Origin of the sequence: Streptomyces sp. NPDC056503 (genome assembly GCF_042794995.1) — a bacterium.
Lineage (GTDB): Bacteria > Actinomycetota > Actinomycetes > Streptomycetales > Streptomycetaceae > Streptomyces.
Window position 1 is genome coordinate 1 of record NZ_JBHTST010000130.1, and the last position, 25,257, is coordinate 25,257.

Annotated in this window: 23 protein-coding genes, 1 tRNA gene and 2 pseudogenes; 13 read left to right on the forward strand and 13 right to left on the reverse strand. The window is 70.5% G+C overall.

What is annotated here, in order from left to right:
• Nucleotides 1-149: 149 nt before the first annotated feature.
• Genes ACFQ8C_RS29540 through ACFQ8C_RS29550 form a run of 3 tightly spaced genes read right to left on the reverse strand, consistent with a single transcriptional unit; the run spans nt 150 to nt 4,211 of the window.
• The gene (locus ACFQ8C_RS29540) at nt 150-1,571 is read right to left on the reverse strand and encodes an amidase (RefSeq protein ID WP_383463152.1); all 1,422 of its coding nucleotides are present in this window, start codon (nt 1,569-1,571) and stop codon (nt 150-152) included.
• A 13-nt stretch (nt 1,572-1,584) separates the two neighbouring features.
• On the reverse strand, nt 1,585-2,982 hold the full coding sequence (locus tag ACFQ8C_RS29545; protein WP_383463154.1) for an MFS transporter: 1,398 nt from the start codon (nt 2,980-2,982) through the stop codon (nt 1,585-1,587).
• A 38-nt stretch (nt 2,983-3,020) separates the two neighbouring features.
• Entirely contained in the window at nt 3,021-4,211 is a 1,191-nt protein-coding gene (locus tag ACFQ8C_RS29550; RefSeq protein WP_383463156.1) for a CaiB/BaiF CoA transferase family protein, read from the reverse strand.
• 133 nt (nt 4,212-4,344) lie between these two features.
• On the opposite strand from ACFQ8C_RS29550, the gene ACFQ8C_RS29555 reads away from it, so the two are divergent.
• The 3 genes from ACFQ8C_RS29555 to ACFQ8C_RS29565 all read left to right on the forward strand — a co-directional run bounded on the left by ACFQ8C_RS29555 (nt 4,345) and on the right by ACFQ8C_RS29565 (nt 7,442).
• Complete coding sequence (locus tag ACFQ8C_RS29555) at nt 4,345-4,980, forward strand: TetR/AcrR family transcriptional regulator (RefSeq protein WP_383463157.1); 636 nt, start codon at nt 4,345-4,347, stop codon at nt 4,978-4,980.
• A gap of 1,078 nt (nt 4,981-6,058) precedes the next feature.
• A complete protein-coding gene (locus tag ACFQ8C_RS29560; RefSeq protein ID WP_383463160.1) occupies nt 6,059-6,370 on the forward strand; it encodes a hypothetical protein in 312 nt (103 codons plus the stop codon).
• Nucleotides 6,371-6,851: 481 nt separating this feature from the next.
• Nucleotides 6,852-7,442, forward strand: coding sequence for a DinB family protein (locus ACFQ8C_RS29565; protein WP_383463162.1), 591 nt, complete (start codon nt 6,852-6,854; stop codon nt 7,440-7,442).
• Nucleotides 7,443-7,692: 250 nt separating this feature from the next.
• Here ACFQ8C_RS29565 and ACFQ8C_RS29570 read toward each other — a convergent pair.
• Nucleotides 7,693-8,073, reverse strand: a pseudogene (locus tag ACFQ8C_RS29570) (transposase); the annotation flags it as partial.
• Here ACFQ8C_RS29570 and ACFQ8C_RS29575 point away from each other — a divergent pair.
• From ACFQ8C_RS29575 to ACFQ8C_RS29585, 3 genes are all read left to right on the forward strand, one after another.
• Entirely contained in the window at nt 8,072-8,404 is a 333-nt protein-coding gene (locus ACFQ8C_RS29575; RefSeq protein ID WP_383463164.1) for a glyoxalase superfamily protein, read from the forward strand. The pseudogene ACFQ8C_RS29570 and the gene ACFQ8C_RS29575 sit on opposite strands and share 2 nt — an antisense overlap.
• Before the next feature lie 657 nt (nt 8,405-9,061).
• A complete protein-coding gene (locus ACFQ8C_RS29580; RefSeq protein WP_383463167.1) occupies nt 9,062-10,153 on the forward strand; it encodes a hypothetical protein in 1,092 nt (363 codons plus the stop codon).
• 9 nt (nt 10,154-10,162) lie between these two features.
• A complete protein-coding gene (locus ACFQ8C_RS29585; protein ID WP_383463169.1) occupies nt 10,163-11,470 on the forward strand; it encodes an MFS transporter in 1,308 nt (435 codons plus the stop codon).
• A 30-nt stretch (nt 11,471-11,500) separates the two neighbouring features.
• Here ACFQ8C_RS29585 and ACFQ8C_RS29590 read toward each other — a convergent pair whose 3' ends face one another.
• Nucleotides 11,501-11,638 (reverse strand): hypothetical protein, encoded by a 138-nt coding sequence (locus tag ACFQ8C_RS29590; RefSeq protein ID WP_383463172.1) that lies wholly within the window; start codon nt 11,636-11,638, stop codon nt 11,501-11,503.
• An 882-nt stretch (nt 11,639-12,520) separates the two neighbouring features.
• Nucleotides 12,521-12,847, reverse strand: a complete 327-nt coding sequence (locus tag ACFQ8C_RS29595) for a GYD domain-containing protein (RefSeq protein WP_383463203.1) — start codon at nt 12,845-12,847, stop codon at nt 12,521-12,523.
• Nucleotides 12,848-13,042: 195 nt separating this feature from the next.
• On the opposite strand from ACFQ8C_RS29595, the gene ACFQ8C_RS29600 reads away from it, so the two are divergent.
• Nucleotides 13,043-13,420: a hypothetical protein gene (locus ACFQ8C_RS29600; protein ID WP_383463175.1), complete on the forward strand. Its 378-nt coding sequence runs from the start codon at nt 13,043-13,045 to the stop codon at nt 13,418-13,420.
• On the opposite strand, the gene ACFQ8C_RS29605 is transcribed toward ACFQ8C_RS29600, so the two are convergent.
• From ACFQ8C_RS29605 to ACFQ8C_RS29615, 3 genes and pseudogenes are all read right to left on the reverse strand, one after another.
• Nucleotides 13,402-13,800 carry a hypothetical protein gene (locus tag ACFQ8C_RS29605; RefSeq protein ID WP_383463177.1) on the reverse strand — a complete coding sequence of 133 codons (399 nt, stop codon included), beginning with the start codon at nt 13,798-13,800 and terminating at the stop codon, nt 13,402-13,404. The genes ACFQ8C_RS29600 and ACFQ8C_RS29605 overlap by 19 nt on opposite strands.
• Before the next feature lie 92 nt (nt 13,801-13,892).
• The gene (locus ACFQ8C_RS29610; protein WP_383463180.1) at nt 13,893-14,495 is read right to left on the reverse strand and encodes a hypothetical protein; all 603 of its coding nucleotides are present in this window, start codon (nt 14,493-14,495) and stop codon (nt 13,893-13,895) included.
• A pseudogene (locus ACFQ8C_RS29615) lies at nt 14,492-14,833 on the reverse strand (integrase core domain-containing protein); the annotation flags it as partial. The gene ACFQ8C_RS29610 and the pseudogene ACFQ8C_RS29615, both read right to left, overlap by 4 nt.
• 292 nt (nt 14,834-15,125) lie before the next feature.
• On the opposite strand from ACFQ8C_RS29615, the gene ACFQ8C_RS29620 reads away from it, so the two are divergent.
• Entirely contained in the window at nt 15,126-16,382 is a 1,257-nt protein-coding gene (locus ACFQ8C_RS29620; protein ID WP_383463183.1) for a DUF6357 family protein, read from the forward strand.
• 624 nt (nt 16,383-17,006) lie between these two features.
• Here ACFQ8C_RS29620 and ACFQ8C_RS29625 read toward each other — a convergent pair.
• Nucleotides 17,007-17,351, reverse strand: a complete 345-nt coding sequence (locus ACFQ8C_RS29625) for a UBP-type zinc finger domain-containing protein (RefSeq protein WP_383463185.1) — start codon at nt 17,349-17,351, stop codon at nt 17,007-17,009.
• 675 nt (nt 17,352-18,026) lie between these two features.
• Here ACFQ8C_RS29625 and ACFQ8C_RS29630 point away from each other — a divergent pair.
• Nucleotides 18,027-18,389, forward strand: coding sequence for a hypothetical protein (locus ACFQ8C_RS29630; RefSeq protein WP_383463187.1), 363 nt, complete (start codon nt 18,027-18,029; stop codon nt 18,387-18,389).
• Between the two features lie 337 nt (nt 18,390-18,726).
• Here the strand turns inward: ACFQ8C_RS29630 and ACFQ8C_RS29635 are convergent, their stop codons facing one another.
• Nucleotides 18,727-19,068 (reverse strand): hypothetical protein, encoded by a 342-nt coding sequence (locus ACFQ8C_RS29635; RefSeq protein WP_383463189.1) that lies wholly within the window; start codon nt 19,066-19,068, stop codon nt 18,727-18,729.
• A 177-nt stretch (nt 19,069-19,245) separates the two neighbouring features.
• Here ACFQ8C_RS29635 and ACFQ8C_RS29640 point away from each other — a divergent pair, with 177 nt between their 5' ends.
• A complete protein-coding gene (locus ACFQ8C_RS29640) occupies nt 19,246-20,361 on the forward strand; it encodes a hypothetical protein (protein WP_383463192.1) in 1,116 nt (371 codons plus the stop codon).
• A 206-nt stretch (nt 20,362-20,567) separates the two neighbouring features.
• On the opposite strand, the gene ACFQ8C_RS29645 is transcribed toward ACFQ8C_RS29640, so the two are convergent.
• On the reverse strand, nt 20,568-20,771 hold the full coding sequence (locus ACFQ8C_RS29645) for a cold-shock protein (protein ID WP_132915253.1): 204 nt from the start codon (nt 20,769-20,771) through the stop codon (nt 20,568-20,570).
• Nucleotides 20,772-21,513: 742 nt separating this feature from the next.
• On the opposite strand from ACFQ8C_RS29645, the gene ACFQ8C_RS29650 reads away from it, so the two are divergent.
• The 3 genes from ACFQ8C_RS29650 (at nt 21,514) to ACFQ8C_RS29660 (ending at nt 24,475) form a co-directional block, all read left to right on the forward strand.
• Nucleotides 21,514-21,705 carry an SflA family class IV lanthipeptide gene (locus ACFQ8C_RS29650; protein WP_383463195.1) on the forward strand — a complete coding sequence of 64 codons (192 nt, stop codon included), beginning with the start codon at nt 21,514-21,516 and terminating at the stop codon, nt 21,703-21,705.
• 2 nt (nt 21,706-21,707) lie between these two features.
• Nucleotides 21,708-24,350: a class IV lanthionine synthetase LanL gene (gene lanL / locus ACFQ8C_RS29655; protein ID WP_383463197.1), complete on the forward strand. Its 2,643-nt coding sequence runs from the start codon at nt 21,708-21,710 to the stop codon at nt 24,348-24,350.
• Between the two features lie 49 nt (nt 24,351-24,399).
• Nucleotides 24,400-24,475: transfer RNA gene (locus tag ACFQ8C_RS29660), tRNA-Gly, on the forward strand.
• 280 nt (nt 24,476-24,755) lie between these two features.
• Here ACFQ8C_RS29660 and ACFQ8C_RS29665 read toward each other — a convergent pair.
• Nucleotides 24,756-25,211: a hypothetical protein gene (locus ACFQ8C_RS29665; RefSeq protein WP_383463200.1), complete on the reverse strand. Its 456-nt coding sequence runs from the start codon at nt 25,209-25,211 to the stop codon at nt 24,756-24,758.
• Between the last annotated feature and the right edge of the window lie 46 nt (nt 25,212-25,257).

Below are 25,257 nucleotides of genomic sequence, written 5' to 3' on the forward strand. Positions count from 1 at the left end.
CCGGGGGCCCGCGCCCCCGGTGCCGCCGCCGAACAAGCGTGAAGCGCGACTCGAAGCCTTCCGCCGCCCGACCCGATACGACACCCGACGCCGCACGGCGCGGCCCAGGACGAGCCCCCACGCCCGCGGCCCGCCCCGGGCCCGGACGGCTAACTCCCGCGGACCGGCGGGTGCGGAGTGCCCAGAGCCGTCTCGAGCGTGTGCGCGGCGGCGAGGACGAGGTCGTCGCGGTGATGGGCGGCGACGAGCTGCACGGCGAGAGGAAGACCGTCCGGGGCGATCCCGGACGGGATGCTGATGGCCGGGTGGCCGGTGTCGTTGAAGACGGAGGTGTACGAGAGGGGCAGGACGCGCTCGCGCACGGCTGCTGCCACGTCCGGGCCTTCGGCCGGCCACGCCGTGGTGGGGGTGGTCGGCAGGAGCAGGAGGTCGTACCGGTCGAAGAGGTCGGCCGCCCAGTGGTCGAGGCGTGCGCGGTGGGCCCAGTAGGCGGCCAGGTCGGCCGGGGCGAGGGAGCGGCTTCCGTCGAGGAGGTCGGCGAACCACGGCTCGAAGGTGTCTCGGCGGGCGGTGAAGTCGTCGTATACGTCGAGGAGACGGGCGTACGCCAGGACCTTCTGACGGAGCCGGAACGGTGCGGGGAAGGAGTGGGCGCCGGGCAGGGCCGACTCGTCGTCGTGGACGTCGTGGCCCTGGCCGCGCAGCAGGCCGGCCGCGTGGTCGAGGGAGCGCAGGATCTCGGGGCGGGGTGCCGCGATGCCGAGGGTGCGCAGGACGCCGACGCGCAAGACGGGCAGCGGCTTGTCGAGGGTGTCGCGGTACGAGACTCCGGGCGCGGGCAGTGAGTGCGGGTCGGCGGGGTGGTGGCCGGCGGCGACGTCGAGGTGCAGTGCGGTGTCCCGTACGGTGCGGGCCATGCCGGACAGGCAGGCGTGCTGGGGCCACACCGGCATCCGGGCCGGGCCGTGGGGGATGCGGCCGCGGGACGGCTTGAGGCCGACGACTCCGCACAGGGCGGCGGGGATGCGGGTGGAACCGCCGCCGTCTCCGGCGGTGGCCAGGGCGACGAGTCCGGCGGCGACCGCCGCGGCCGCGCCGCCGCTGGAGCCGCCGGGCGTGCGCTCGGGGTTCCAGGGGTTGCGGGTGGTGCCGAAGGCGTCGTTGGTGGTGTGGACGGCGGCGCCGAGCGGGGGTGTGTTCGTCTTGCCGATGATCAGGGCGCCTGCGGCGCGCAGCCGTGCGACGTGGACGCTGTCGTGGGCTGCGGGCGGTCGGCCCTGGTAGGCGCGGGTGCCGCGGGCGGTGGGGAAGCCTTCCGCGTCTTCGAGGTCCTTGACGAGGATGGGCAGGCCGGCGAGCGGCCCCGGCTTCTCGCCGCGGGCGATGCGCTGTTCGAGGACGGCGGCTTCGCCGAGGGCCCGCTCGGGGTCGAGGGCGACCACGGAGTTGACCGTCGTGTCGGCGACGGAGATGCGGTCGAGGGTGTGGTGGACGAGTTCGGTGGGCGAGAGTTCCCGGCGGCGGATGAGCGCGGTGAGTTCGGTGGCCGAGGCGAAGGACAGGTCGGTCATGGGTACGGGACTCCTAGCGGGTCGGAGAGGGGGTGGCGTCTTCGAGGTTGACGCCGGTGGTGCGCGGCCCGAAGCGGACGGCGACCAGGCCTCCGGTGGCGCTGAGCGCGGCGATCAGGACGAAGACGGCGGTGTAGCCGGCACCGGCGTAGAGGGCGGCGACGAGCATCGGGGCGGCGAAGTTGAAGATCCGGGACAGGGCGTTGGAGGTGCCGGAGCCGAGCGCGCGGATTCGCGTGGGGAAGATCTCCGCGGAGTACACCTGGAGGAAGGGCACGGCCATCTGGAAGAGCAGACTGACCAGGCAGCCCAGGACGAGCACGGCCGCGGGGGCGCGGACGAGCGAGAACAGCAGCAGCGCGGTGGCGGAGAGTGCGCCGAGGACGAGCTGGGTGCGGCGCCTGTCCCAGCGGTCGATGAGGGGTACGGCGGCGAGCGCGCCGAGGGGCGCGGCGGTCGCCAGGAGGGCGGAGAGCAGCAGGGTGTCGTCGAGATCGAGTCCGGTTTCCGCGAGGAGGGTGGGTGTCCAGGTGTTGTAGGCGGAGTAGGCGAGCAGTCCGGTCACCCACATCGTGGTGACGATCAGGAAGTTGCGGCGATGGGCGCCGCTCCAGAGCTCGCTGAGGCGAGGTTGCTCCGGGGCCGCGGCGGAGGTGGATGCCGTCGTGGTGGAGGGCGCGGGCCGGGCGTCGGCGGGAGGCTCGACGTCGGTCCGGGGCAGGACGCCGCATTGTGCCTCGACACGGCGCACGATGGCGTCGGCTTCGTCGAGTCGGCCCCGGGAGGCGAGCCAGCGCGGGCTCTCCGGAACCCAGCGGTGGATCAGTACGGCGAAGACGACACCGAACAGCCCGAGGCCGAAGACGAGACGCCAGCCCCAGTCCCATGCGGGTACGAGGAAGTAGCCGGCCCAGGCGGCGATGGGGATGCCGAGCGAGCCGATCGCCACCTTGTAGGTCTGCAGACGTCCGCGCGCGGCGGCGGGGACGAACTCGGTGAGGACGACGATGGCGACCACGGCCATGCCCTGGGCACCGACATGGGTGGCGGTGCGGGCGGCGATCAGCTGCCAGGGGCCCTGGACCAGGACGCAGCCGACGGTGGCGGCGCAGTAGAGGGTGACGCAGGCGAGCATCGTGCGCCGGCGGCCGACGCGGTCGGCGAGGTAACCGGCGAGCACGCCCCCGGCGAAGGCGCCGAGCTGACTGGCACCGGCCACGACGGCGACCCCCGACAGGGGTAGGTCCCACTGCCGGCGCAGGGCGGGGGCGACGAACGCGAACGCGTAGGTCTCCACCCACTCGAAGAGGATCATCCCGGCGAGGGCGACGACCAGGCGGCGGTGGAAGGGGCTGAGGGGGAGCCGGTCGAGACGCGTCCCGAGTGCGGCGGTGTGCAGGGTGACGGCCATGGGCGCGTGACCTCCCTGGGAAGAAGGGACGGAGGGGGTCAGATCACGCCGTCGGCGCTCAGGGAGGCGAGCTCGACGGCGGTGAGGCCGAGCACGCCCGTGTAGATCTCGGTGTTGTGTTCTCCGAGGGCCGGGCCGGTGGAACGGATGCTGCCGGGGGTGCGCGACATCTTCGGCAGTGGCGCGACCATCGGCAGTGGCCCGAATTCGGGGTCGTCCACGGTGACGAGGGTGCCCCGCTCCCGGTAGTGCGGGTCGGCGGCGATGTCCGCGATGCTCATCAGCGGGGCGGCCGGGACACCGGCGTCGCTCAGCATCGCGGTGACCTCGTCCGCCGCGTACCCGGCGGCCCAGTCGGTGATGACCGCGTACAGGGCGTCGGCGTGTTCTGCCCGTGCCGCACGCGTGGCGTACGCGGGATCCGCCGCCAGCTCCGGCCGTCCCATGACGGCGGTCAGCCGGCCGAAGAGGGCATCGGTCCCGGCGTGGATGGACACGCGGCGCCCGTCGCAGGTGGTGAAGTCGCTGGCGGGCACGATCTGCGGATTCCGGTTGCCCAGGCGTTCACGGACCTTGCCGGTCGTCGCGTACGCGGCGAGCGCGTCCTCGGAGGCCCTGAACCCCGCCTCGTACAGCGCGAGGTCGATCACCTGTCCGCCGCCGCCCACGGTGTCCCGGTGGTACAGCGCGGTGACCACCGAGAAAGCGCCCAGATAGGCGGCCATGTAGTCGATCGTCGAGTACCCGCTGCGCACCGGCGGTCGGTCGGCGTCGCCGGTGACATGAGTCAGGCCGGCGAAGGCGCTGGCGATGCGGTCGAAGGAACCGCGGTCGCTGTACGGGCCGGTCAGCCCGTACCCCGTGACGTACACGAGCACCGTGTCCGGCGCGAGCTCCCGCAGGGTGTCCGGGTCGAGGCCCCAGGACTTCAGCGTCGGCGGCCGGTAGTTGGTGATCACGACGTCGAAGTGGGGAACCAGCCGGCGCACGATCCGCTGCCCGGCCTCGGTGCGCAGGTCCAGGGTGACGGACTTCTTGTTGCGGGCCTCCTGGGCCCAGTACGGGGAGCGGGCGCCCGGAGTGGTGCCGCGGGTGAAGTCGCCGCGGCCGGGATCCTCGACCTTGACGACCTCGGCGCCGAAGTCCCCGAGGAACGTCGCGGTGACCGGTGCCGCCAGCACCGCGGACAGGTCGAGGACGCGTATGTCCGCCAGTGGAAGTGTCGACATGGGTGCTCCTTGCAAGCGTTCACGTTATTCACGCTTCGTTATTAACGAAACGTTGCTAGTGGGACCATAGAGTGGTGCCCACGGCGCGGCAAGGGTGGGAGCGCGCAGATCCAGGACGATCGGGGAGCAGCACATGACCGACAGCGGGACCGGTGCGACGGGCAAGGCGCGCCGTCGTCGGCGCAGCCGCGAGGAGACCGAGGCGGACCTCCTCGCCGCGGCACGCACCCTGCTCGAGCGCGACGGAGTCCTCGCCGGGGTCAACCTCCGTGAGATCGCGGCAGAAGCGGGGGTCAACCACGGGCAGATCTACCAGTACTTCGGCACCCGTCAGGCCCTGCTGCGTGCCGCGGCGGCCGACCTCGTCGCGCGCCAGGCGGAGGACCGCGACGGCCACTGGGAGCAGCCCTTCGCCGAACGGCGGCTCGCGATGTTCCAGCACCGTCTCGACGAACCCGAACTGGTCAAGCTCGAAGCGCTTCTCGCGCTCGACGGCGACGATGACTTCAGCCCGCTGCCCCGCCTCGCGCGGACCCTGCAGAGCCTGGAGCGGGACAAGGCCGACGGCTCGCTGCCCGAGGACGCCGACGGCGTCGCCGCCCACGTCATGACCAGCGCGGCGCAGATGGGGTACGCCATCTTCCGCGAGTCCTACGCCCGGGACACGGGCATCCCCCTGGAGGAACTCGACGCACGCGCCGCCCAGGCCTTCACCCGCATGCTCGCCGGCCTCGCCGCCCCGCCGCTGCGGGAAGCACCACAGGCGTGAAGAGACCGCTCGGGCCCCGCCTGACATGCGTGGTTCGTGTCCTCGCCCCCGGGCGGCGACTCCAGACGCTCCAGGGCGAGGGCAACGTGGCTGCCTACCCGGTCGGGCTTGTCGGGCCGACACCATCCGGGCACCCCTTAGCGGAGACCGCGGTCGTACAGCCGGTACCGACCCGGGCATTGCCGACTTCGTAGTGGAATCCGATTCGGTCTGCCAGGTAAGAGGGCCCGTGGCATCGCGGTACCGCCTCACCCCGTCGCGGTCCGTGTACGCGACCCAGCGCGTCTCGACGAGGGGGGGCGTGCTGAACCTCCGCCGGCCGTCGCCGCTCGGTGGCATGGCAAGGGGACGCCCATCCGCGGGAGGGGTCGGGTCCTCGCCTGCCGCCGGCCGGGCAGACCCGCGGATCGCCACCCGAGCCGAGCTTGCCCGCCGCGAGCACGAGGAGACGGCGGCGTGATCGAGCGCGATCACGGGGTCTGGCACGTGCGGTGCCACCCCGGCACCAGCCCGGATGCCTACCGACACGTCCCCGACCCGGCGTCCGAGCTCACCCCGACCTGTCCAGCCCCTCCCGCCGAGCGCGTTCGTCACCCGGCTGCGCGGCGCCGGCCGGATGTTCCCCGCGACCCCTCGCCGACTGGCGCAACGGTTCCGGCTCCAAGCCGTAGCCAAGGTCGGCGCCCGCCTCCGCATCGGCGTGGCCGACACCTGAGGCCGTCAGGTCCGTCGATTCCCGCGTGGCTTTGTCGGTGAGCGACGGCTCTGGTCCACTTCTTGCGGTGGCTCGCGCACCGTGATGTCAGTGGTGTGTGGTGGGATGGCCGGAATGCGTCGTCGATCTTCTGGGAGCCCCGCGTGACGTCCTCGTACCCCTCCCTGACTCACGCCTTGGCCGAGGCTTTGGTCGATGTCCTGTGGTTCATCGACGGAAGCGAAGACGAGCAAAGGGATCCGGACGACGCGTCCTGAAGGGTCCGGCTTGTCGTACGAGACGGGCACCGATCCGCGTCGCGGTGGTTGACTCTCCACCCACGCTCATCACCATGAACCCGACGATGTGGGATGGGGTGGCGGCATGGCGAGACGCAAGAAGGAGAAGCGACCTGCCTGGGGCATTCCGAAGGGGATCGTCCTGTTGGCGACGCCAGAGGGCTGGCGCACCAGCGTCCTCACCCTGGAAGGCGGAATGCTCTGCGGGCACCTGGACGTGCCGATCGACACCGACCCACACGACGCGCGGGCCGCGGCGGCGGTGATGGTGACGGAACTCGCGCGCGACTTCCACGACACCGTCGTCGAGGTGAGCTGGGATCCGCCCCGGGAGCCTTGGTCATGGACCGCCCGAGTCGCTCTCTCCACCGATGGCGAACCACCTTCCGAAGGATGAGGTCGGTCCAGAAGGCCCCGCACCGTGCGGCGTGCTGGACGAGACCGCCGATGCTCGGCTCACCGGCAGAAGCGCCATGCGGCCTGCTCCTCGGTCAGACCGTGAGCGGTGACCCGCGGCGTGCCGCTGATGGGCCACGTAGGCGGTCAGCGCTGTGCGCTCGTCGGTGACGGGCAGGACGGCTCTCGGCAGGGCTGGCTCTTTTCGTTATGCAAATTCTTGCAGCAAGTTTCATCCGAACTCTACTCCCGCTTCCCGGTAGGCGTACGCCGAGCCGATCGGTTCGACCCCCAATCCCCATGACGCCGGCGGGTGATGTGACCAAGTCGGAGGCCGGCAACGGGCATGCGTGTGACGCCGACCTGGCGATACAGGACACAAGGAGCGTGGGCGCCGGCGCGCCCCGTCCTTGCGAAAAGGTCTGAAACTTTTTGCACAAGAGGGTTGACCGACCCTTTCTCCAGGAGGGAGGGTCAACCCCATGCCCGCACACGTACCGCCGATCGCCGACGAGCGCGAAGGCCTACTCGCCTACCTCACCCAACAGCGCCAGGCTCTGCGCGCCACCGCCCATGGACTGACGGACGATCAGGCAAGGATGACGCCCACCGCCAGTGAACTGAGCATCGGCGGCCTCATCAAGCACGCCGCACGGTGCGAGGCCGGCTGGACCGACCTGATCCTCCAGCGGCAGCGCGGACAGCAGCGGACGGCGGACGAGAGCGACTCCGCCGAGTTCGTGCTCACCGCGGAGGAGACGCTCGCCGATGTGCTGGACCAGTACGAGGCCGCGGCCCAGGAGACGGACGCGGTGATCGCCGAGATCGCCGATCTCGGCCAGGCCGTGCCCGTCCCGCAGGGACTGCCGTGGTTCCCCGCCGACGTGAAGAACTGGTCCGTTCGCTGGGTGCTGCTGCACCTCATCGAGGAGACCTCCCGACACGGCGGTCACTCCGACATCATCCGCGAAACCATCGACGGCGCCACCCTGTTCCCCCTGCTGGCCGCCGCCGAACAGTGGCCCGACCCATGGTTCCAGCCCTGGCAGGCCCCGACCGACCGAACAGCGTAAGCGGTTGTTGCCTTTCCGGGCTTGAGGGCGTCGGCGCCGGGCCGGTTCATGCTCGCGAAGAGCGTGACCGGGCCGGGCGGCGGGTCATGAGCCGCTTCATCGACCAGCAGACCATCGCCTCCGCGCTGCTGGTGGATCGTGCGAAGTCCCGTGTGAGGCGGCGGCTTCGCACCAGGTGGACGAAGAACCGCTCCACGATCCGGCGCCTGGGCAGCCCGACGAAGCCGCGCGTGTCGTCACTGCGCTTGACGATGGCGGGGACCAGGGCGAGGACGGCCAGGTAGTTGCGGGGGTGGCGTTCGTACCGGTGGTTGAACCGGCGGTATCCGGTGAGCCAGGACATGGTCCGCTCGATGACCCAACGGCGGCGGCCGAGTCGTTCTGAGGACTCGAGGCCTTCGACCGGTCGACGGCGAGGACGTCCGGATCGACGGGGGCGCCTACCTCGGTAGGCCCGACGAACTCCTGCTCTCCGGCCCGCTCCGGGACGTTGCCGCGCGGACCAAGGACCTCCGCGCCATGGCCCGCGCCCGGACCGACCCGGCCTGCGCCACCCTGGTGAGGCCGGGGAGCGAGGTCTCCCGCACGGCATCCGTGAGCTCCGGCCCCGCTTCCGGAAGGATGGGGGCATGGAGGAGGAAGTGATCCCGGTGCTACGGGTCGAGGACGCGGCGGTGGCGGTCGTCTGGTACGAGCGGCTGGGCTTCGTCCAGCAGTGGGTGCACCGCTTCGAGCCGGGGTTTCCCGCGTTCGTGGAGGTCGCGCGTGGCAAGGTCCGGATGTTCCTGTCGGAGCACGAAGGCGATGCCCGTCCCGACACGCTGGTCTACCTGCGAGTCCGGGACGTCGACGCCGTGGCCGCCGAGTTCGGGGCGCGGATCGAGGAGGCTCCGTGGGCGCGTGAGGTCGAGCTGCGTGATCCGGACGGGAACCGGGTCCGAGTCGGCACGCCGAAGTCCTGAGCCTCGGGCTCCTGGAGGGGCCGCAGGCCCTGCGGTCCCTCCACGCCTGTCCGGTGCCGCGGGTCGGCCGGCTGCGGGACGGCGGGGTGGTGGGCGTTGTGGGAGGAGCTCTCCTCGGGCGTCGGTTTCCCGAAGAGAGAGCGGAAGCCTGGGAATGGGAGTTCGCTATTCCCTATGGCGGGCGATGGTTCCGTCGAAGTACCGGAATGGCACCTCTCATTATTCTGTGCAGCCTTCGCACCAAAAGCGCACATCATATCCGTACAGATATGCGCAAGTCGGGCAATGGGTTCCCATTCCAGGCCGCAGGTGTTGAATCGGAAGTGGATTGCGAACGACGCCGGGCGCCTATATGATCATGCTCATCGGCGCGCTCGAAACGATGCGCGCCCCTTCTCGGCCGCAGCCGTCTGCCGAGAGGGAAGATCTCAACCGGGGGGACGAGATCGCTTTATCGGCCACCTCTCCCTCTGCTGTGAGAACGACGTTATCGCCGGGAGGGGGTTGAATCATGGGCACCACGCCGACCGTTGTCAAGCTCAACGTTCCGACCGAGTAATCCGGCTCGGATTACCAGATGCTGGGGCTGCGAGGGATTTCCGCAGCCCCAGCATCTTCTTCTGGCGTCGTCCGACATCAAGCCAAGGAACGGTGAGCGTGAAGCTCGACAGTTGGGCAAAAACCGGAACCGCGGAGACCGGCCGATCGGCCGCCCTGCGCCCCACCCTGGAAGCGATCACCGACCGGGGTCGTCGCGTAGTCCACTGGCTCGCGGACCAGAGGGGATACAGCCGCATCTACCTCGGTGGCGCTCCCACCGCCGGCCTGGGCTCACCGAAGTCCGATATCGACATCTTCGTGGTGCTGGATTCAGACGCTCCAGCATCGTCGGAGCAAATCGATTTCGAATCCGACCGCGTCGACGTCGAGTTCATCCGACTCTCCGGCCTCAGGGCCATGGTGGAGTCCGCTTCGTCCTTCTCGGCAGCCGCCGACGACCTGCGGCAGATCACCGCTCACTCGCGAAGCAGGATGGATTTCCTGACCCGGTTCCTGCTGGGCGAGATCATCGTCGACGACGGAGCCCTCGCCGAGCTCCAGAAGCTCCTCAAGGAGCGTCAGGGCGAGTACCTCCGGCTGCTGGTCTCGCGTCACTGTGTCGATGTGCAGAACATCACCGATGACGTCGTCGGCGCGCTCCTCAACGAAGACATCCCCTCAGCCGACTACCAGTCACGAGAAGCGCTCTACCGCGCCGCCGAAGCCTATCTCGCCAGCCATGGCGACCCTTACGTCAACACCAAATGGGTCTGGACGAAGTGGGAGCGTACGGTGGGGGACCGCCTTGGGGAAGGCGTCCGCCAGGTCCTACGAGACGCGCACCTTCCCGTACCGGGCGAGGCGGTGCTGCGAAACGTGTGGCTTTCCCAGGACCTGGTGGCCATGGCGGCCACGGGATACGCATACCAGCCGGTCCTCTCGGCCGGCCCGGAGCATTGCCGACGGACGCCCGAGTACTCTCTGATCCCGGCCGCCGACATCTATCTGGTCCTGCGGCAGGCGAACGAGGCCGTATCGCTCAGCCGCCAAGGCGTGCTCCTGTGGGGGGTGTCCCACGGACGTCGCACCCAGGATGCCCTGGTGGAAGTCCAAAGGATCCTGGACAGCGACGGCCTCTCCGTCTCCATCGACGAGATCGAAGGCTACTACCGCATGCTCGTGGAGACGGGTCTTCTTGTCGAAGGCTGACGTACGACCATGGGTTTCCGTATCTTCCGAGGGCGCGCAGAGTTGACCACATCCACCAAGAGCATTTACCGGCACAGCGGATTCCTCAGGTTCTGGAGTGCTGTCACGATCTCGGGGATCGGGGGGCAGGTGACCCTCATCGCCCTTCCCCTGACCGCTGTCCTGACTCTTCACGCGAGCCCGGTTCAGCTGGGACTCCTGGCCGCCGCTCAGACGGCTCCCGTGATTATCGTGACACCGCTCGCGGGAGTGGTGGCCGATCGTTTTCCGGTGCGCCTCGTCAACTCGCTCTGCGATGTCGCCAGGGGGCTCGTCCTCCTGATCATCCCGCTTCTCACGGTAGCCCACCTGATATCTCTTTCCGCGCTGTACTTCCTGGCCGTGATCCTCGGCAGCCTGAAGGCCCTGGCGGACGTGGCTCATCACTCGATGCTTCCCCACATCGTGTCGAAAGAGGAGATCGTTCCCGGCAACGCCGCCGTGAACACCGCCTACTCGGTGACCGGCGTCGCCGGCCCCGGTCTGGGCGGTCTTCTCGTCGGTCTTTTCACCGCGCCCTACGCCTTGATAGTGGACTCGGTCAGCTTCCTCATATCCGGCGGTCTCATCTCCAGCCTGCGAACGAGGCCGACCGACAGTAAGCCGGCCCGTCAGAGCTGGTGGAAAATGGCCTCCGAAGGGTTCAAGTACCTCATCAGGGAGCGGGGCTTGCTGGCCCTCGCCCTCTGCAGCGGCACGACGAATCTTTTCATCCAGGCGTACAGCACGGTCCTGGTCATCTACGTGGTCCAATCCCTGGGTCTGCTGCCCGTCATGCTCGGAACCGTCTACGCCTGCGGTGCGGTCGGCGGCATGGTCGGAGCCGCGCTCGCACGGAGACTCGCCCAACGCGTCGACCCCCCGACCCTCATGCTCTGCAGTCTCGCCGTGACAGGAACCGCGTTCACCGCGCTCTCCACAGCGGCACTGTTCTCCTCCGACGCGGCACGCATAGCCGTCCTGATCGGTGGCTCGTTCATCAGCACATGCTCCACCACGATCTACAACGTTCACGCGGTCAGCTCACGCCAGCAGCTGGCCCGACGGGACATGCTGGGCCGGGTCACGGCGAGCTACAGGCTGCTCTCGCACGGAACAATGCCCTTGGGCGCCCTCCTTGGCGGCCTGTGCGCGAGTGCTCTCGGCCCCGGACCGGCGATCGCCCTTTCGGGCACCGCGATCGTGGTGTGGATCGGAACGCTCTTCCTCACGCCCTTCCGGGATTCGCAGCGACGTGCGGAAGAGAAGAGCGAACCCGCTGCGGCCACGGCACACTGATGCAGAGTCCCGTAGGACGGGCAATCCTGCTCACGCATGAGGCGCCACGTCGCAGGACTCCACGACCTCCGATCTCGTCGTGAGCCTCCCCCACCAGAGCTTGGAGAGGGCGCGGCGGTACGACTCCCTCCTCCAGCCGGCCGCCTGTACGACCTCGGGCACGCTCACCTCGTACTCCACGAGCAGGAGATCGCGCTGCCCCGCTTCGAGCTGGTGGCCCCGGCTGCTGCCGTGCCTTCGGCCACCGAGGAGTCCGAGCGGTCGGTGACGCGTCTCGTCACCCTCGACGGGGCACCGGCGGCCCGTCAGGGTTCGGCCGCTGCCCGGACGTGGCCGGCGCCGAAGACGACCGGTCTCGGCAGGTGTTGCCGTCCGCAGCCGCACGGGATGTCCGCGTGACAGCGATCCAGCGATGTCGGAACGTCGCCCAGCACCCCTCGGGGCCGCCCGCCGCCTCGTCGCAGGCGTGGCCGCCAGGGCGTCGATGACGAGCTCGGTCCACATGTGGTCGGCGATCGCCCACCCACCCGGCCGACCGGCTGGCGTGAGGCGAGGCCGATGGCGGTCGCGAGCGCGAGGTGGAGCGATTTCGCACCGCTGACCGGCAGGTATGTGATGTCCCGATGTACTTCGTGTCCACCGCGACAACGGTGGAGTCACGTCCGATCAGATCCGGCGCCTTCGCCGCGGCCTGGTCCACGAGGGCGTATCCGTCGCGAACTACCGGGCCGTCTTGCAGGGGATGTCGCGTTCTTCCTCGCGTTCGCGGATCCTCTTGAGCGCCGGTGTCCACATCCGGGGGCAAGGCCCCTACGCGTGCGGTCCGTGACGACTACGCCAAACCCCAGTCCCGCCCGGTCCAGGCAGCGGCGACCGTGTCCCCGGGTCGACGCGGTCGCGGGCCCATGGGCGGACACCATGGACATTCAAGGCACGTGTGAGCGCTCGGCGGACATTCAAGGCACAGGTGAGCGCTCGCCCGGTCGAGACGGATCTGCCGTGTGGACCTGGGGCGTACCGGCCGAGGCGGCGATCCCGCTCGCCGGACCGCTACTTTCCAGGAGCCCGGTACCGGACCTGCTCAGCTCTGCGCAGGGCATCCAGCGTTTCGTCGACGCTCAGGAGAACGGTCGTCTCGAACGAACTGAGCGCGCCACCTCCGCTGATCGCCAGTGCGACCGAGGCCATGGACACGTTGTCGGGGGCTTCCCAGAGGTTGTAGCCGTCGTGCGTACCGAAGGCGTACCAGAAGCCGTGGAGCTTCCCGCCGACGGACTCGATGTACGACTGAGCGGCCTGGGCGCGGTCCTCGGGGTGGCCGATCAGTCTCGCCCATGTCTCAGGCGTGTAGCTGAACCTTGATAGATAGAGCGGCATCGCGTCTCTCTTCCTTTTCATCCATCGATGCCCGCACGCGGCCTGAGAGGACCGGGGTGGCTCGCGGTTCCCCCGAATAGCCGGGGGCGGCGACCGCCATGGCCCACAGTCAACGAGGGGCGGCCGCCCGATACGAAGGTCGTTCACTCGGACGGACCTCGACCCCGGATTCTGTCCACCGGAGAGACTCGGATCTTGATGGTCCAGGAGAACGGAGTTTCCGTGGGGACGAAGCACTGTCCCGCCGAGTGGGACATGTACTTCGAGACGCCTTCGGACGAGGCCCCGCCGCTTGAGCGGCTCTCTGCGTGGCGGCCGTGGCCGGAGTGGGGCACCGCCCCCTTGAACGATGGCGTTGAGGTGTTCGCTCTGCCGAAGCGGCTGACCCGAGCGCTCGGCAAAGCGAGTTCCGCCGAACTCGAAGAGCTCGCAGGCCGCTGGATTACGCGGCTCCGGTCCGAGGACGGCGACGCTATGACCGACGATGATCTCCTTGCGGTCTTGCAGGGCGTTGCCCGACTCGCGGCGTCTGCGGCGCATACGGGTGGCGGTCTCTATAGCTGGAGTTTCTGACCGTCCCTCCGCGGGGGCCGCTTGCCCTTGACGCCGCTGCACGCCAGGAGCTCGGTCCCGGTGACGTCGAAGTACAGGGTGAAGAACCAAGATCGGTCTGCTGCGACGATGTTGCCGGTGCGGAGGTGCTCGTCAGGGTGCCGAGCGCTGAGGATCTCAACGGTCTCGTCAAGGCCGAGGGTCGTCAGGCCGGTCTTCAGCGACCGTTTCAGCCTTGTCGCAGCGATGCCGAGGACCATCCACTGTGGCGGCTGTCCGTCGTAGAGCATGACCTCGCCGCCGGCGGCGAGGGCGTCGCGTGCTGCCCTGCAGGCACTGGTCTGGTCCTTGAGCATCGCGGTGATGTCGGGCTGACTCGGGTTCTCGTCCTCGGTGGCCATGCGGCGACTGTAGGGAGCGAACTCGGGCGTCGCTACGGGACTCGGCGTGGCCTGCGCGGGGCCGTTGGGCCGTGGGGAGCCATCGAGACCGCCTACTCGGCGCAGGACGTCCGTCGATCACGATGCCACTTCGCGCTGATGGCCGCAGCCTGCGTGCGGCATCGTTCCAGCCCCGCAGTCACCTCGTCGTGGTCCGGGCGGTCCTGGCCGGCCAGGAGTTCGCCGGCCGCGGTCATGGCGGCCCAAAAGTCGGGTGGCGAGCCGCGCCCGTCCCGGAACCGGGTTCCGGCGAAGTAGAGGAAGATCTTCGTGAGCTCCCCGGTGCGAAACCACGCGAGCAGGCCGCCGGGATAGCCTCCGCGGGCACCAGCGGCGGTTCCCAAGAGGTCGCGGATGCGCTCCTCGTGTTCCTCAAGTACCCGGTCCACGATGAAGACGTGCCCGAACCTGAGAACGAAGGCGAGATCCTCCTCCTCGCCCACCGCGAAGTCCGAGAAGAGCGGCTCGGCCTCGCGGAGCCGGGCCTCGGCGTCGGCCCGGGGCACACCCAGGGCCGAGCACACGGCCAACACGCAGACGCCCCAGTCGCCGGTCCTCGCGGCCAGCTCGGCGAAGACCTCCTCGCCGCTTTGCCCTGCGGCGAGCCTCTCCTGCGCCTCCAGAACCAGCGCGCCCTCGCCCTCCCCGCGACTCATGGCGAGAGGCTACCGCGAGGTGCGACGGCCGAGCGGGCCGCGTTCCCCTCGCTCGCCGAGGCAGCGTAGTGGGCCGCCTCGAACTCGGTGGGGCCGATCATGCCCGGACTTCCGTGCAACCTGCGGTCGTTGTACGACTCGACCCACGAGGCGGTGGCGTACTCGACGCCCGACACCGTTCTCCAGGGACCGTCGGGGAAGACCTTGGTCCGTATGCACTCGGCCTTGTGAAGGACGTCGATCGTCTCCATCAGCGCGTTGGCATGAGCGTCGCCGACGCTGCCGATCGAGGGGCGGATACCCTCGATGCCCAGGTGCTCGGTGAAGCGCACACTCGTACGGACGTAGGTGAGTCAGTGATCCGTTTCCGGTTCGGTGCCGGGGCCGTGAAGTCGCGGTCCAGCCGGTCCGGACACGCCGCGTGAGCTCTGGCGCGGCTCCCGCACACTTCCCCGCCCTGCCACCCGCCCGACCCCGCACACCATCGCCCTGCGTCGCACTCCGCGGCTGTCTCCGCGCCCAGGCGGACCTGGCCGCCGAAGCCCGCCGGGAGCGATGTCCGCGACCCGTGCCGGACGGGCCGCAAGCCCACCGTGATGCCACGCGGTGCCGGTCCGGAAGACTGGGCCCATGAGAGACATCGTTTTCACGCGGGGGAGCGGCTGGATTCCGAGCGTGATCCGCGAGGACGGCGAGCTGAAGCTGATGCTCGGCGCGGGGGCCGACGCCAACCACGACCCGCGCACCTTCACGTTCCCGATCGGCGAGGCACACCGCGCGGTGATCCAGGAGGACCTGGCCAGGCACCTGCTGCTGTGGAGCGCGGTCCTTCCGCTGTGCGACGACGCCGGTACCCGGGGCCGGCTCGACGAGGACGCCGCCGTGGCGCTCCTGGACCCGGTCCTGCTGGCCGCCCCCGCGGACGTCGACGCGTTCTTCCGGCACGTCCGGTGGGACAGGAGCCGGCTCGTCGCCCACGGGGCCGACATCGGCCTGCTCGACAGCGGCCAGGTGTGCGCGGCGATGCGCGGGGCGACGGAGACCGCGGACGCGAAGCGCGCCCAGGAACACCACGCGAACCGCGCACGCGCCCGGCGCGGAGTGGTACTCGGTCCCCTCGACACCGCGATCCTGCGGTACACGGGCCAGTACCTGCACGGCGCGACGGTGCCGAAGCGGACCCCCGATGCCGTGGCCCCCGCGCTGCTGCCCGAGGTTATGCGGGTGGTCGCCACCGCGGAGCATGCCTGTGCCGGGATGCGGATCGGCCGCGATCCGCGCCGGGGGAACCGCGCCACCGACAAGCGCGACTGGGCCCTGATGGAGACGACGGTCGAAGCAGCCCTGCGCCGCGCGTACCCCGGACTCGCCGACGACGCGGTGCGCACGGTCGGCTTCCTGATGTGCTCCGAGGCGGCGGCCCGCTCGAGGAACACGCCCGTGGAGGACGACGAGGAGGCTGCGGACCCCACCGGAGGCGCGAGGAGGAACGCCCTGACGTTCACCGACGACAAGGGCGCCGAGAAGAAGTGGCTGCCGGACGGCCCCCGCACCGCTGCCGCGGAGTTCTGGGAGTTCGTCGGCGACCACTCCGCTGCGGACAACGAGGTGTTCACCATCGAGGACGAGGAGTTGGGCGAAGGGGTCCAGCTCCACTTCTACGCCGACTCCCTCGCCCGCATCACGACCCTGCGCGCGGGCGGGGGCGGATCGGATCCGGAGTACCTCGTCGAGTACCGCCTCGTCGACGGGATCGGCTGCTACCGCACCCTGGTGAGCGCCTTCGTCCGCGGCGGTTGCGCCGCGCTCGACCAGCACGGCCCCTGGATAAGGGACGTCGCCGAGTTCGAGCGCGCGCGGCGCCGGCGTGACGCGCAGCGCCGGTAGGGAGGGCCGGAGACGCGTCGGCGTGCGAGCACGTGATGGGGGGATCCCTCGGAGTGCAGAGGTGCGGTCCTGCGTGCCTCCCTGCGGTGGGGACGTTCTGAGGCGGACCGTTCCTCTCACGCGGCCGTGGTGCGTTCTCGTCGAAGTTCATCTCTCCCCTGGCCCTGACGCCCCGTCGATCCAGGCCCCGCCTGCACTGGTACACGGCCGGGAGTTGTTCCGCGAGCGGTCCCCGCAGCCAGGGTTTCAGCGGCGGGCGGGCCTTCAGGGTCCAGTGGCCCTCGGTGCTCCTGACCTGGGGCCCGACCGACAGCTCCCTTGTGCCCTTGGGGCGCCTGCTCGCCATGTTGGCCAACAGAGGGTCGCGGCCGCCCGGCTCATGCCCTACGTCTTCGTCGGCACCGGACAGCGCCCCTCCGTGCCCCTCCGTTCGACCCGCCCAGGAAGACGACCCCTCTCCTCAGGGGCCTCCAGCGCGAAGGCGGCTCGGACTTCGATCTGCGCGGCCGACCACGGGCCGTACCGGTTCCCGACTCCACCCCGGCGAACCGGTGCCGGCCTCGCGGGACGGCCCCACCCGGCTCAGGGCGGCCAGGAAAGAGGCGGTGAACGAGGCCGTCGTCCTCACGCGCCCGCACGGGAGCGGATCAGGAAGACCTGGTCGGCGAAGCACCAGGCCCATCCCTCGTCGGAGGCCAGGGACAGGACGACCGGATGTCCGCTCCGGACGTAGTGGTCATGTGCGTGCGTCCCCCGCGAGCTGTCGCAGCAGCCGACGTTGCCGCACGTCACGCACAGACGCAGCCGCACCCATCGCCAGCCACGCGGCAGACAGTCGGCGCAGCCGGCGGTGGGCGGCGCCGGGGGCTCCGGCGGCGCCGGGGGCGCCGAGAGCAGCGCGAGATGCGTGCAGGAACGTCCTTCGGGCCGTCCCCCGTCCGGCGCGACTTCCCAACCCAGGGTGTCCACCCCGACACGCTCCTTCCAGGGATACGGAGACGCGGGTACCCGCGGCCTCGCGACGGAACCGCCATGCCTGCGGAACCCCACATACGTGCTTCCGACGCGCCCGGCGTTTCGGATGCGCTCGTCAACGCCGGGTACGGCCACCCTGGGTCCGAGGAACAGCCCGCCCCCGACCGTCGTCGATACGCTCCCCGTACCATTCCGGCGAAGGCCTCCGCCTGCCCCACAGAGTTCCCTCCCGCGCAGGTCAGGGGCCAGAGCCGAGGCCAGGCATGAGCGCTGTGATGTCGGACGTGGGCGGGAGTGGATCGTGCAGGAGCGGAAACGGATGGCATCGACCCATCGGCAATATCAGGCTGTCCTGACCAGGGCGTTGTCGTGCCGTCACCGCATGCACGACAATCGGGCAGCTGCACCGTCAGGGGGAGGGAGCAGCTGGACGCGGCCATGAACGCATCCGGGATGACGCCTGCGGCCGCCCACGCAGCCGCACTGCACTGCACTGCGCCGTCGACCGCTACCGCGCGGCAGGCGGGACCCAGCAGACGATGGCCGACGCCCAAGGACCAGCGGTCGCCTGAACCGGATTCGGATACGCAGGTTTCTGAGATGACACAAGGATCGAACCCGCGCACCTGGGCGGCAGCTCCGACGAGAATGCCGAGCGGGTGCGCGGGCGTGGCCCTCGGCGCGGTCGTACTGGCCTTCGTGGCGGTCGCCCTGGTGGTCAACTACGCGGTACCGGCCTTCTTCGACCGACCCGATCCAGTTCCGGAGGAGGCAGTGGGAAAGCAGGTAGGACTGACCCGATACCGCCTCGGTCAAGCGCTGGAGGACGGCACGCTGACGGATCAGGAGATCGCCCGGGCAGCGGGCGAAGAGTGGCGTGGGGAGCGGGACCGCACACCGCCGCGTGTCGTGGTGAGGTATGCGGTACCGGGGGAGGACAAGCACTACCAGTGCCATGCGTTCACGTTTCCGGACGGTCTGAAGGCCGGAGCGCCGGTCACGAGTCAGAAGCTGGACGACTGCCCCATCTGAGCGTAGGGGGAGCGGACAGCGCGACACGGCGAACACCCTCCACGCCCTGCTCACCCTCCGGCACGCCGGCTCGATGCGCACCAGGACCAGAAACGAACCCGACGGCCGTGGCTGCGCCGGGTTCATCGGGGAGGCCGGCGGCAGCACGGGCGGACGCCAGGGCGTCGGGAGAGCGCCGGTCGCCATGATGTCGGTCAATCGGTCAAGAAGATCCCGGCCGCCTCGCACAAGCATCTCCGCCCGAACGTCCGATGCGCAGCACGGCAGCCCCGACTGTCCCGGCCCGGGCTCTGCAACACGCTGCGGCCACTTCTGGAAGCAGCTGGTCCCGGACAGCTCAGCGGTACCAGTCGAGGGGTTCCGCCGCGAAGGTGCCGTCGGAGAGGACCGCGTCCGTCAGCTCGAACCGCCGGCGACGGTCGGTGGCCGGCTCCTGCCAGGTGACGACGGTGCCGGCAGGCCGGCTGCTGGCGAGCCGGACCACGAGGCCGTCCGGGGCCCGCGTACCGATCAGGGTGTACATGCGGGCCGGCCGCGTCGCTGCCCCGTCTCCGCCCGGTGCGGTGCCGCGCCGGGCACCACGACGGCCGCGGGCCCGTGCGACGAGGGCGACAGCCACGACCACGGCGCAGCCCCCCAGAAGCTCCGCGATCGAGCCAGTGATCACATCGTTCAACATGTCGGTGGGTTCTCCTCCTCTCTGCCCTTGCCCGCAGCGCACGTGCCGGGGCCCGGTCGCGTGCGCGCAGGGACCCAAGGCGCCGGTGAAGTCGCCGACTTCCGCCCCGGTAGCCCCATGGAGCCAGACCTCGGATTTCCCGCTCCACGACACTTCGCGGGGTTCTAAAGTGCGGACGTGACCCGCGACGACACCTCACCCGCGGACCAGGAGCTGCTCAAGCTCCTCCACGACCGCGACCTGGCCACATCGGCGGCGCGACTGGAACGCTGGCGGCGAGCCGGCCTGCTGCCGAGGCACGCCCGCAAGGCACTGGGCCGAGGCCGCGGCTCATCATCCGTTCTGGACCCCCACACCGTGGAGATCGCCGACGTCCTGGCGCGTTGCAGCGGACAGGGCAAAGACCTACGCGCCACCGTCCTGGCCTGGTACATGCGAGCCGGTACACCAGGAGCGCACTCCCGTCTGCCCGTTCCGGAGCCGCCCTTCGAGGCCGTTCGCGACGCACTCGTCTGGGCCCTGCGCCGCAGTCCCGTCCAGCGCCTGATCGAGCAGGCCCGTCGGGCGGGCGATGACACGGAGACGGATGCCCTCTACGCCGACGCCGACAAGTACCTGGCCCGCTCGGTCGGCCCGTTCGGTCATCCGGGACGCATGCGCGAAGCACTCCTCGACAGAAGTCAGGACATCCAGCCGCCGCCACGCGGTGGACAGCGCAGCATGGTCAACCTCATCGCGCTGCTCGGACTGCCCTTGGGGGAAGTGAGCGGGGAGAGCTTCGCCCAGGCCGTGACCGACTCGGGGCTGCTGCCGGGAATGGACGGCGCGGCGCTGGCCGCGGCCTTTGAGCAGGCTGAGCGGGACGGAACGCTGGAGCACATGCTGCGCGTGGCACGACAGCATGACGCGGTGGCCGAAGCCGAAACCGTCAGCCCCGCGAGACTGGCCCGCGCGCGGGACGTCGCCCGCGTCCTGGGCTTCTGCGGCAGCGTGTACCTGTTGCACGGCTTCCTGCTCCCGGACACCCCCGGCCAGCAAGCCATCCGCGCAAGAATCGACGAGCTGGGCCTGGGCGAGGCCGCCATCACGGCAGCCCGAAGCGTCGACAAAGTCGACGCCGCCAACGTGCTCGGCTTCTGCTTGCAACCCTCCTTCGGCCACCTCGCTGAGCAGCTCGACGAGGTCATGACGGAGCACATGGCTGACGTCTTCCGCCGCCCCGGAGAACCGGACTCGGCCGAGGACTTCATGGCCGCGTGGCTGGCGGCTGTCCCGGATGCAGCACAGCGGTGAAGGAACTGGCCACTACTCGCACAGGACTGTGGACCAAGGACCGAGCAACGCTCAGGACCTGTGGATCGGGCTCGGGTGAGATGATCCGGCGGCATGGCCTCCCGCCAGTACGGCTCAGGGCCGTGCAGTTATGGGCTGCACGGCCCTGAACTCGTTCATCACGTGCCATCCCGCTGGGCTTTCGCCCTTGGTGGGAGGGGAAGGGGTCAGGCGGGGGTGATGTTCTCCGCCTGGGGGCCCTTCTGGCCCTGGGTGATGTCGAAGGTGACCGTCTGGCCTTCCTGGAGCTCGCGGAAGCCCGAGGCGTTGATCGCGGAGTAGTGGGCGAAGACGTCCGGGCCGCCGCCGTCCTGGGCGATGAAGCCGAAGCCCTTTTCGGCGTTGAACCACTTCACAGTTCCGGTAGCCATGTCTGATGCCTTCCAGTCGATGGACGCTTCCCGCACCATGCGGGAAGCGGAGGTGATCGCCCTGGTCCCTGCAGCACAGCACAGCAAAAAACCCACGCCTGGGGCGTGGGTAAAAGGGAACGTCCGAACCACGACAGCTGACAGGAACGCTACACGTCTGCACCCTGTGTGACCACAGAAGACGGCGACACGTTCGACACCGGATGCCGACGAGGAGACCGCCCTCACGCTCGGCAGCACCGACAAAGCACCTCCAAAGCACCTTCAAAGCACCGGCCACCCGACCACGCCGCTACGACAGCCGCTCCTGGCCGTGGGTGCCGCAGAGCGTCGGGCCCTGCTCGGGAAAAGAGAGACGGTCCTCCTGTACGGGGAACGGCGGGTGTCTGGACGGGGAGTGAGGGTTTGCCCGTGCGGCGAACGGCGGGCGACCCGGCGGGGAACGGCGCGAACAGCCCCCTTGACGGGCCCACCCCGCGCCCCGGGACGGGCGGTGTCGCCCCCGGTGCCGGCCGCCGGACCTCCGTCCCACCTGGGCCTCCCGCGTCCCCGCCGGACCGTACCGCCGTCCCCGAAGGGCCGCCCCGGCCCCGCCGACCGGGTCGGAAGCATGGCCGAACCGACGCCTTGTCACCGGATGCGCCCCTCCCTACTTTTGTCCAGCGAGTTCATGGTCCGACGGGTCCACCGGCCCGCGCCGGGCCTTCCCGCTCCTCAGCGCAACCGACCCTGGAGGCGTCACATGCCTGTAGCCGTGCCGGAACTTCTGGAAGCCGACGGATCCCTCGACTTCCGCGACGCGGGTCCCCTGGAGATCGACGACGCGGCGATCGCGTTCGAGGACGACGACCGCGGCGACCGCGAGTACACGGCGTGTCTCTCCGACCCCTGGGTGACCGCCACCACCCGTTTCGCCTGCGACTTCAACTCCTAGCGGTGGCCGTCTCCATCGCCGGCCGCGACGGCTGGTCCGACGACACGTGGGCGTACCTCAACGACCCCCGGATGCCGGCGATGGAACACGGCTGGAAACTGCACGTCTCGACGCGCCCCGGCGAACTCGACGCCGTGACCCGGCTCGTCCTGCCGGTGCTGTCCCGGCATGTCTGCCACGCGAAGTTCGCCCGCGACCCGGAGACGCTGCGCCGCCTCAACTCCGGCGCGGTGAGCGCCGGGGCCGTCGGCAAGGCGATCACCGTCTACCCCCTCGCCGGGACCGTGGTCGCCCTCGCCGGGGAACTTGTTGCCGCCCTGCGCGACCGGGAGGGACCACAGGTCGTCAGCGACCGGCGGGTCGACCCGCGAGCCCCGGTCTACTACCGCTACGGCCCCTTCACCGGCGACTACCGGACAGGCCGGACCGGGCGGCTCGAATCCGTCATGACCGGCCCGGACGGCCGGATCTTCGACGGCCTGGCCACCGGCCGCTACCGGTGCCCGCCCTGGGCCGAGGACCCTTTCGCGACCGGCCCCGCACACGCCGGGGGACCGGATGCGCCCGCCCTCGGCGGCGGCCGCTACGCCGTCACCGCAGGCATCGCCCGTACGCCCCGGGGGAACGTCTACCGAGCGTCCGACCGCACCCTCGGCCGGCCCGTGGTGGTCAAGCAGGCGCGGGCCTTCGTCGGCGAGGAGGAGTCCGGCACCGACGCCCGCCACCACCTGCGCAACGAACACGCCGTCCTCACCGTCCTCGACGGCGTCCCCGGCGTGCCCCGCGCCCTGGACTACTTCGCCCACCGGGCCGACGAGTACCTGGTGACGAGCAGCTGCGGCGACCGCGACCTGCGCCGGGAGGTCCTGCGCAACGGCCCCTACCGGGACGACGGCACCCGCCTGGGACGCTCCCTGTCCGCGCTCGCCGCCCGGCTCCTGGAGATCCTGGACGCGATCCACGCACGGGACGTGGTCGTCCGCGACCTCAAGCCCGACAACGTCGTGCTCGACGGCCCCGGCCACCTCCACCGCCCAGGCCGCCCCGACCGCCCAGGCCGCCCAGGCCATCTCGGCCACTCCGTCCATCTCGTCGACTTCGGGACGAGCGAACGGAACGGTACGGGGCCGGGCGGCGCGACCCCCGGCTACAACGAGCCGGTCCTGCCCGCGACCGGCCCGGCCGCCCCCGCCGACGACCACTACGCCCTCGGCACCACCCTCTTCTTCGCCGCCACCGGCCTGGACCCCGTGATCGTCGACGCCGACCGCGTGACCAACCGGGACCGGACCCTGGCCTGCCTGGCGGAGGCCCTGTCCGGAGACGCCCACCGGAACGTCCGGGCGGCGATCACCGGCCTTCTGAGCTTCGACCCGGCCGAGCGGACTGCCGCCGCCGACCGCCTGCGCACCGGCACCCCCGACCTCACCCCCACCCCCGATCCCACCCCCTCGCCCGTACGCAGGTCGGCGCGCCGCCCCGTGACCTTCCGGATCGACGACGATCTGCTGGACGAGGCCATCGCGCACACGGCCGCGTTCTGCGCCGCCGAGGCCGAGGCGATCACGGACCCGGTACGGGCAGCCCGGCTGCACATCCCCACCTCGCTCGACGTCTACGGCGGCAGCTCGGGCCTCGGCCTGGAACTCCTCCACCACACCCACCAGCCCCACGTGCGCGAGACCGTCGCCGCGCTGGCCCGGTGGACGGCGGCACAGTCCAGGAACCTGCCGCCCGGCTTCTACACCGGCCGCACCGGCGTCGAACTCTTCCTCGCGGAGGCGGGGACAAGGACGGCGCCCCACGAAGGGCCCCACGAAGGCGGGAAGTCCGGAGACCTGCCGGACCGCGCCCCGGACGGCGGCCCGCCCGAGGCGGACCTCGTCGCGGGCGCCGCCGGCATCGGCATAGGCCGCCTGCTGCTCGCCCGGCACGCCCTCCGGTCCGGTGACCCGCACACCGCCGACCGGCACCTCGCCGTCGCCGCCGGCTGCGACCGGATGCTGGCCTTGGGCACCGCCCGGCTCGCCCCGGCCGGCCCGGACACGCCCGGCAGCGCCGCGCTCCGCGAGGGCCTCGCGCACGGCGAGGCGGGCGTCGTCTCCTTCCTCCTCGCGTACGGCGCGTGGACCGGGGACCCGGACGCGGTCGCCCGCTCCGAGCGGGCCGCCGCACGTTTGGCCGCCGTGACACCGGACGTCATCGCGGCCGCCGCCGAGCCCGGGGCGACCCGCCGCTACGGCTCATGGTGCCGCGGCCTGGCCGGCATCGGATCCGTACACCTCCAGGCTGCCGGGGACCTCGGGGACCCCCGCCACCTCGACCTCGCCCGGCGGGCCGCGCGCGCCTGCGCCGCCCTGGCGCCGAGGATGCCGCTGGTCACGCAGTGCTGCGGCCTGGCCGGGGTGGGCGACCTGCTGGTGGACGTCGCGGAGGCGTCCGGCTCGGAGGAGTTCCGGGACGGGGCCGAGACCGTCGCCCGGCTCGTTTTGAGCCGTAGCGGCGGCACCTGGTCCCGGCCCGTCTTCCCGGACACCGGCCTCGCCCGTCCGAGCGCCACCTGGGCCGGCGGCTCCGCGGGCGTCCTCACCTTCTTCCGGCGCCTGCGCGACCGGGGCGGCCCGCGCCTCGGCCTCGCTTCCTGAAGACCGAGCGGCGCCGCATTCCACCGGGATGAGAGGACCTTGCCCACCCAGCGGTGTGGCTCAGTCGGTCGGAGCGTCGGTCTCCCCCCCACCGAATGTCGCAGGTTCGATTCCTGTCACCCCTGCCGGACGACTCCGCCCGCCCACTCGCGGTCTCCTGCCCGGCGCGGCGGGGAGCGAACCGTTCCGACTTCTCTGTCGCTCTGCTGTGAGCTCTCAGGGAGGTGGGGTCTCGGCCGGCGCGAGTGCCGGGCGTTCCGCGTGCGGGGGAGAACGGGGCCTCGCGCCGGGCCGCCACCTGGCGCAGGAGGCGGCCTGGCGCGAGCCGCCTGCGTCCTCTGCCCGGCCGGCAGTGTCGAGCCTGACGGCCGACCGGGTTTCCCGCCGATCGGGGGGATTGCCGCTTCAGGAGTGGCTGTCGACGAGCCCTCTGAGACGGATCACGAACGCGTTCTGCCGCAGTGAAGGAGCGCTGCGCGTCACGGCTTCCAGTGCGTCGTGAAGGAACCCGGTCGCGGCGATGACGAAATCGGAGACGGGACAGATCGCCTCGGTGTCGCCGTACTTCAGGACGAGGTCGTCCTCCCGGAGGTCGAGGACGATCTTCTCCGGACTTTCGGTGAACGAGATCCCGCTGCTCTCTCCGTCCCGCAGCCGGCCGACGGCGCGTTCGAGCACCAGGAGGAAGTCGAGGACCGGAACGGGCTCCTCGTCGAGGAACGTCGTGTTCCCGACGCTGAGCGTGACAGGGTGAATGAAGTGGTGGTAACGGAGAAAGATCTCCCCTGTCGTCCGGAAGTCAGGCCCTTGCGAAGGCGCTCCAACGGACTCGTTCAGGGTGACGGAGAATTTCGTGAGCATGTTCCTTCTCGGGTGTACGGGGCAGGGTCGGCGCCCTGGGGAGGGG

Excerpts from the sequence above, each read along its gene's own strand:
- ACFQ8C_RS29565 (WP_383463162.1), top strand. The coding sequence starts at position 6,852 with ATGCCCGCACACGTACCGCCGATCGCCGACGAGCGCGAAGGCCTACTC.
- ACFQ8C_RS29540 (WP_383463152.1), bottom strand. The coding sequence starts at position 1,571 with ATGACCGACCTGTCCTTCGCCTCGGCCACCGAACTCACCGCGCTCATC.
- ACFQ8C_RS29620 (WP_383463183.1), top strand. The coding sequence starts at position 15,126 with ATGAGAGACATCGTTTTCACGCGGGGGAGCGGCTGGATTCCGAGCGTG.
- ACFQ8C_RS29555 (WP_383463157.1), top strand. The coding sequence starts at position 4,345 with ATGACCGACAGCGGGACCGGTGCGACGGGCAAGGCGCGCCGTCGTCGG.
- ACFQ8C_RS29645 (WP_132915253.1), bottom strand. The coding sequence starts at position 20,771 with ATGGCTACCGGAACTGTGAAGTGGTTCAACGCCGAAAAGGGCTTCGGC.
- ACFQ8C_RS29595 (WP_383463203.1), bottom strand. The coding sequence starts at position 12,847 with ATGCCGCTCTATCTATCAAGGTTCAGCTACACGCCTGAGACATGGGCG.
- ACFQ8C_RS29550 (WP_383463156.1), bottom strand. The coding sequence starts at position 4,211 with ATGTCGACACTTCCACTGGCGGACATACGCGTCCTCGACCTGTCCGCG.
- ACFQ8C_RS29605 (WP_383463177.1), bottom strand. The coding sequence starts at position 13,800 with ATGGCCACCGAGGACGAGAACCCGAGTCAGCCCGACATCACCGCGATG.
- ACFQ8C_RS29650 (WP_383463195.1), top strand. The coding sequence starts at position 21,514 with ATGCCTGTAGCCGTGCCGGAACTTCTGGAAGCCGACGGATCCCTCGAC.
- ACFQ8C_RS29560 (WP_383463160.1), top strand. The coding sequence starts at position 6,059 with ATGGCGAGACGCAAGAAGGAGAAGCGACCTGCCTGGGGCATTCCGAAG.
- ACFQ8C_RS29545 (WP_383463154.1), bottom strand. The coding sequence starts at position 2,982 with ATGGCCGTCACCCTGCACACCGCCGCACTCGGGACGCGTCTCGACCGG.
- ACFQ8C_RS29585 (WP_383463169.1), top strand. The coding sequence starts at position 10,163 with ATGGGTTTCCGTATCTTCCGAGGGCGCGCAGAGTTGACCACATCCACC.
- ACFQ8C_RS29635 (WP_383463189.1), bottom strand. The coding sequence starts at position 19,068 with ATGTTGAACGATGTGATCACTGGCTCGATCGCGGAGCTTCTGGGGGGC.
- ACFQ8C_RS29665 (WP_383463200.1), bottom strand. The coding sequence starts at position 25,211 with ATGCTCACGAAATTCTCCGTCACCCTGAACGAGTCCGTTGGAGCGCCT.
- ACFQ8C_RS29575 (WP_383463164.1), top strand. The coding sequence starts at position 8,072 with ATGGAGGAGGAAGTGATCCCGGTGCTACGGGTCGAGGACGCGGCGGTG.
- ACFQ8C_RS29610 (WP_383463180.1), bottom strand. The coding sequence starts at position 14,495 with ATGAGTCGCGGGGAGGGCGAGGGCGCGCTGGTTCTGGAGGCGCAGGAG.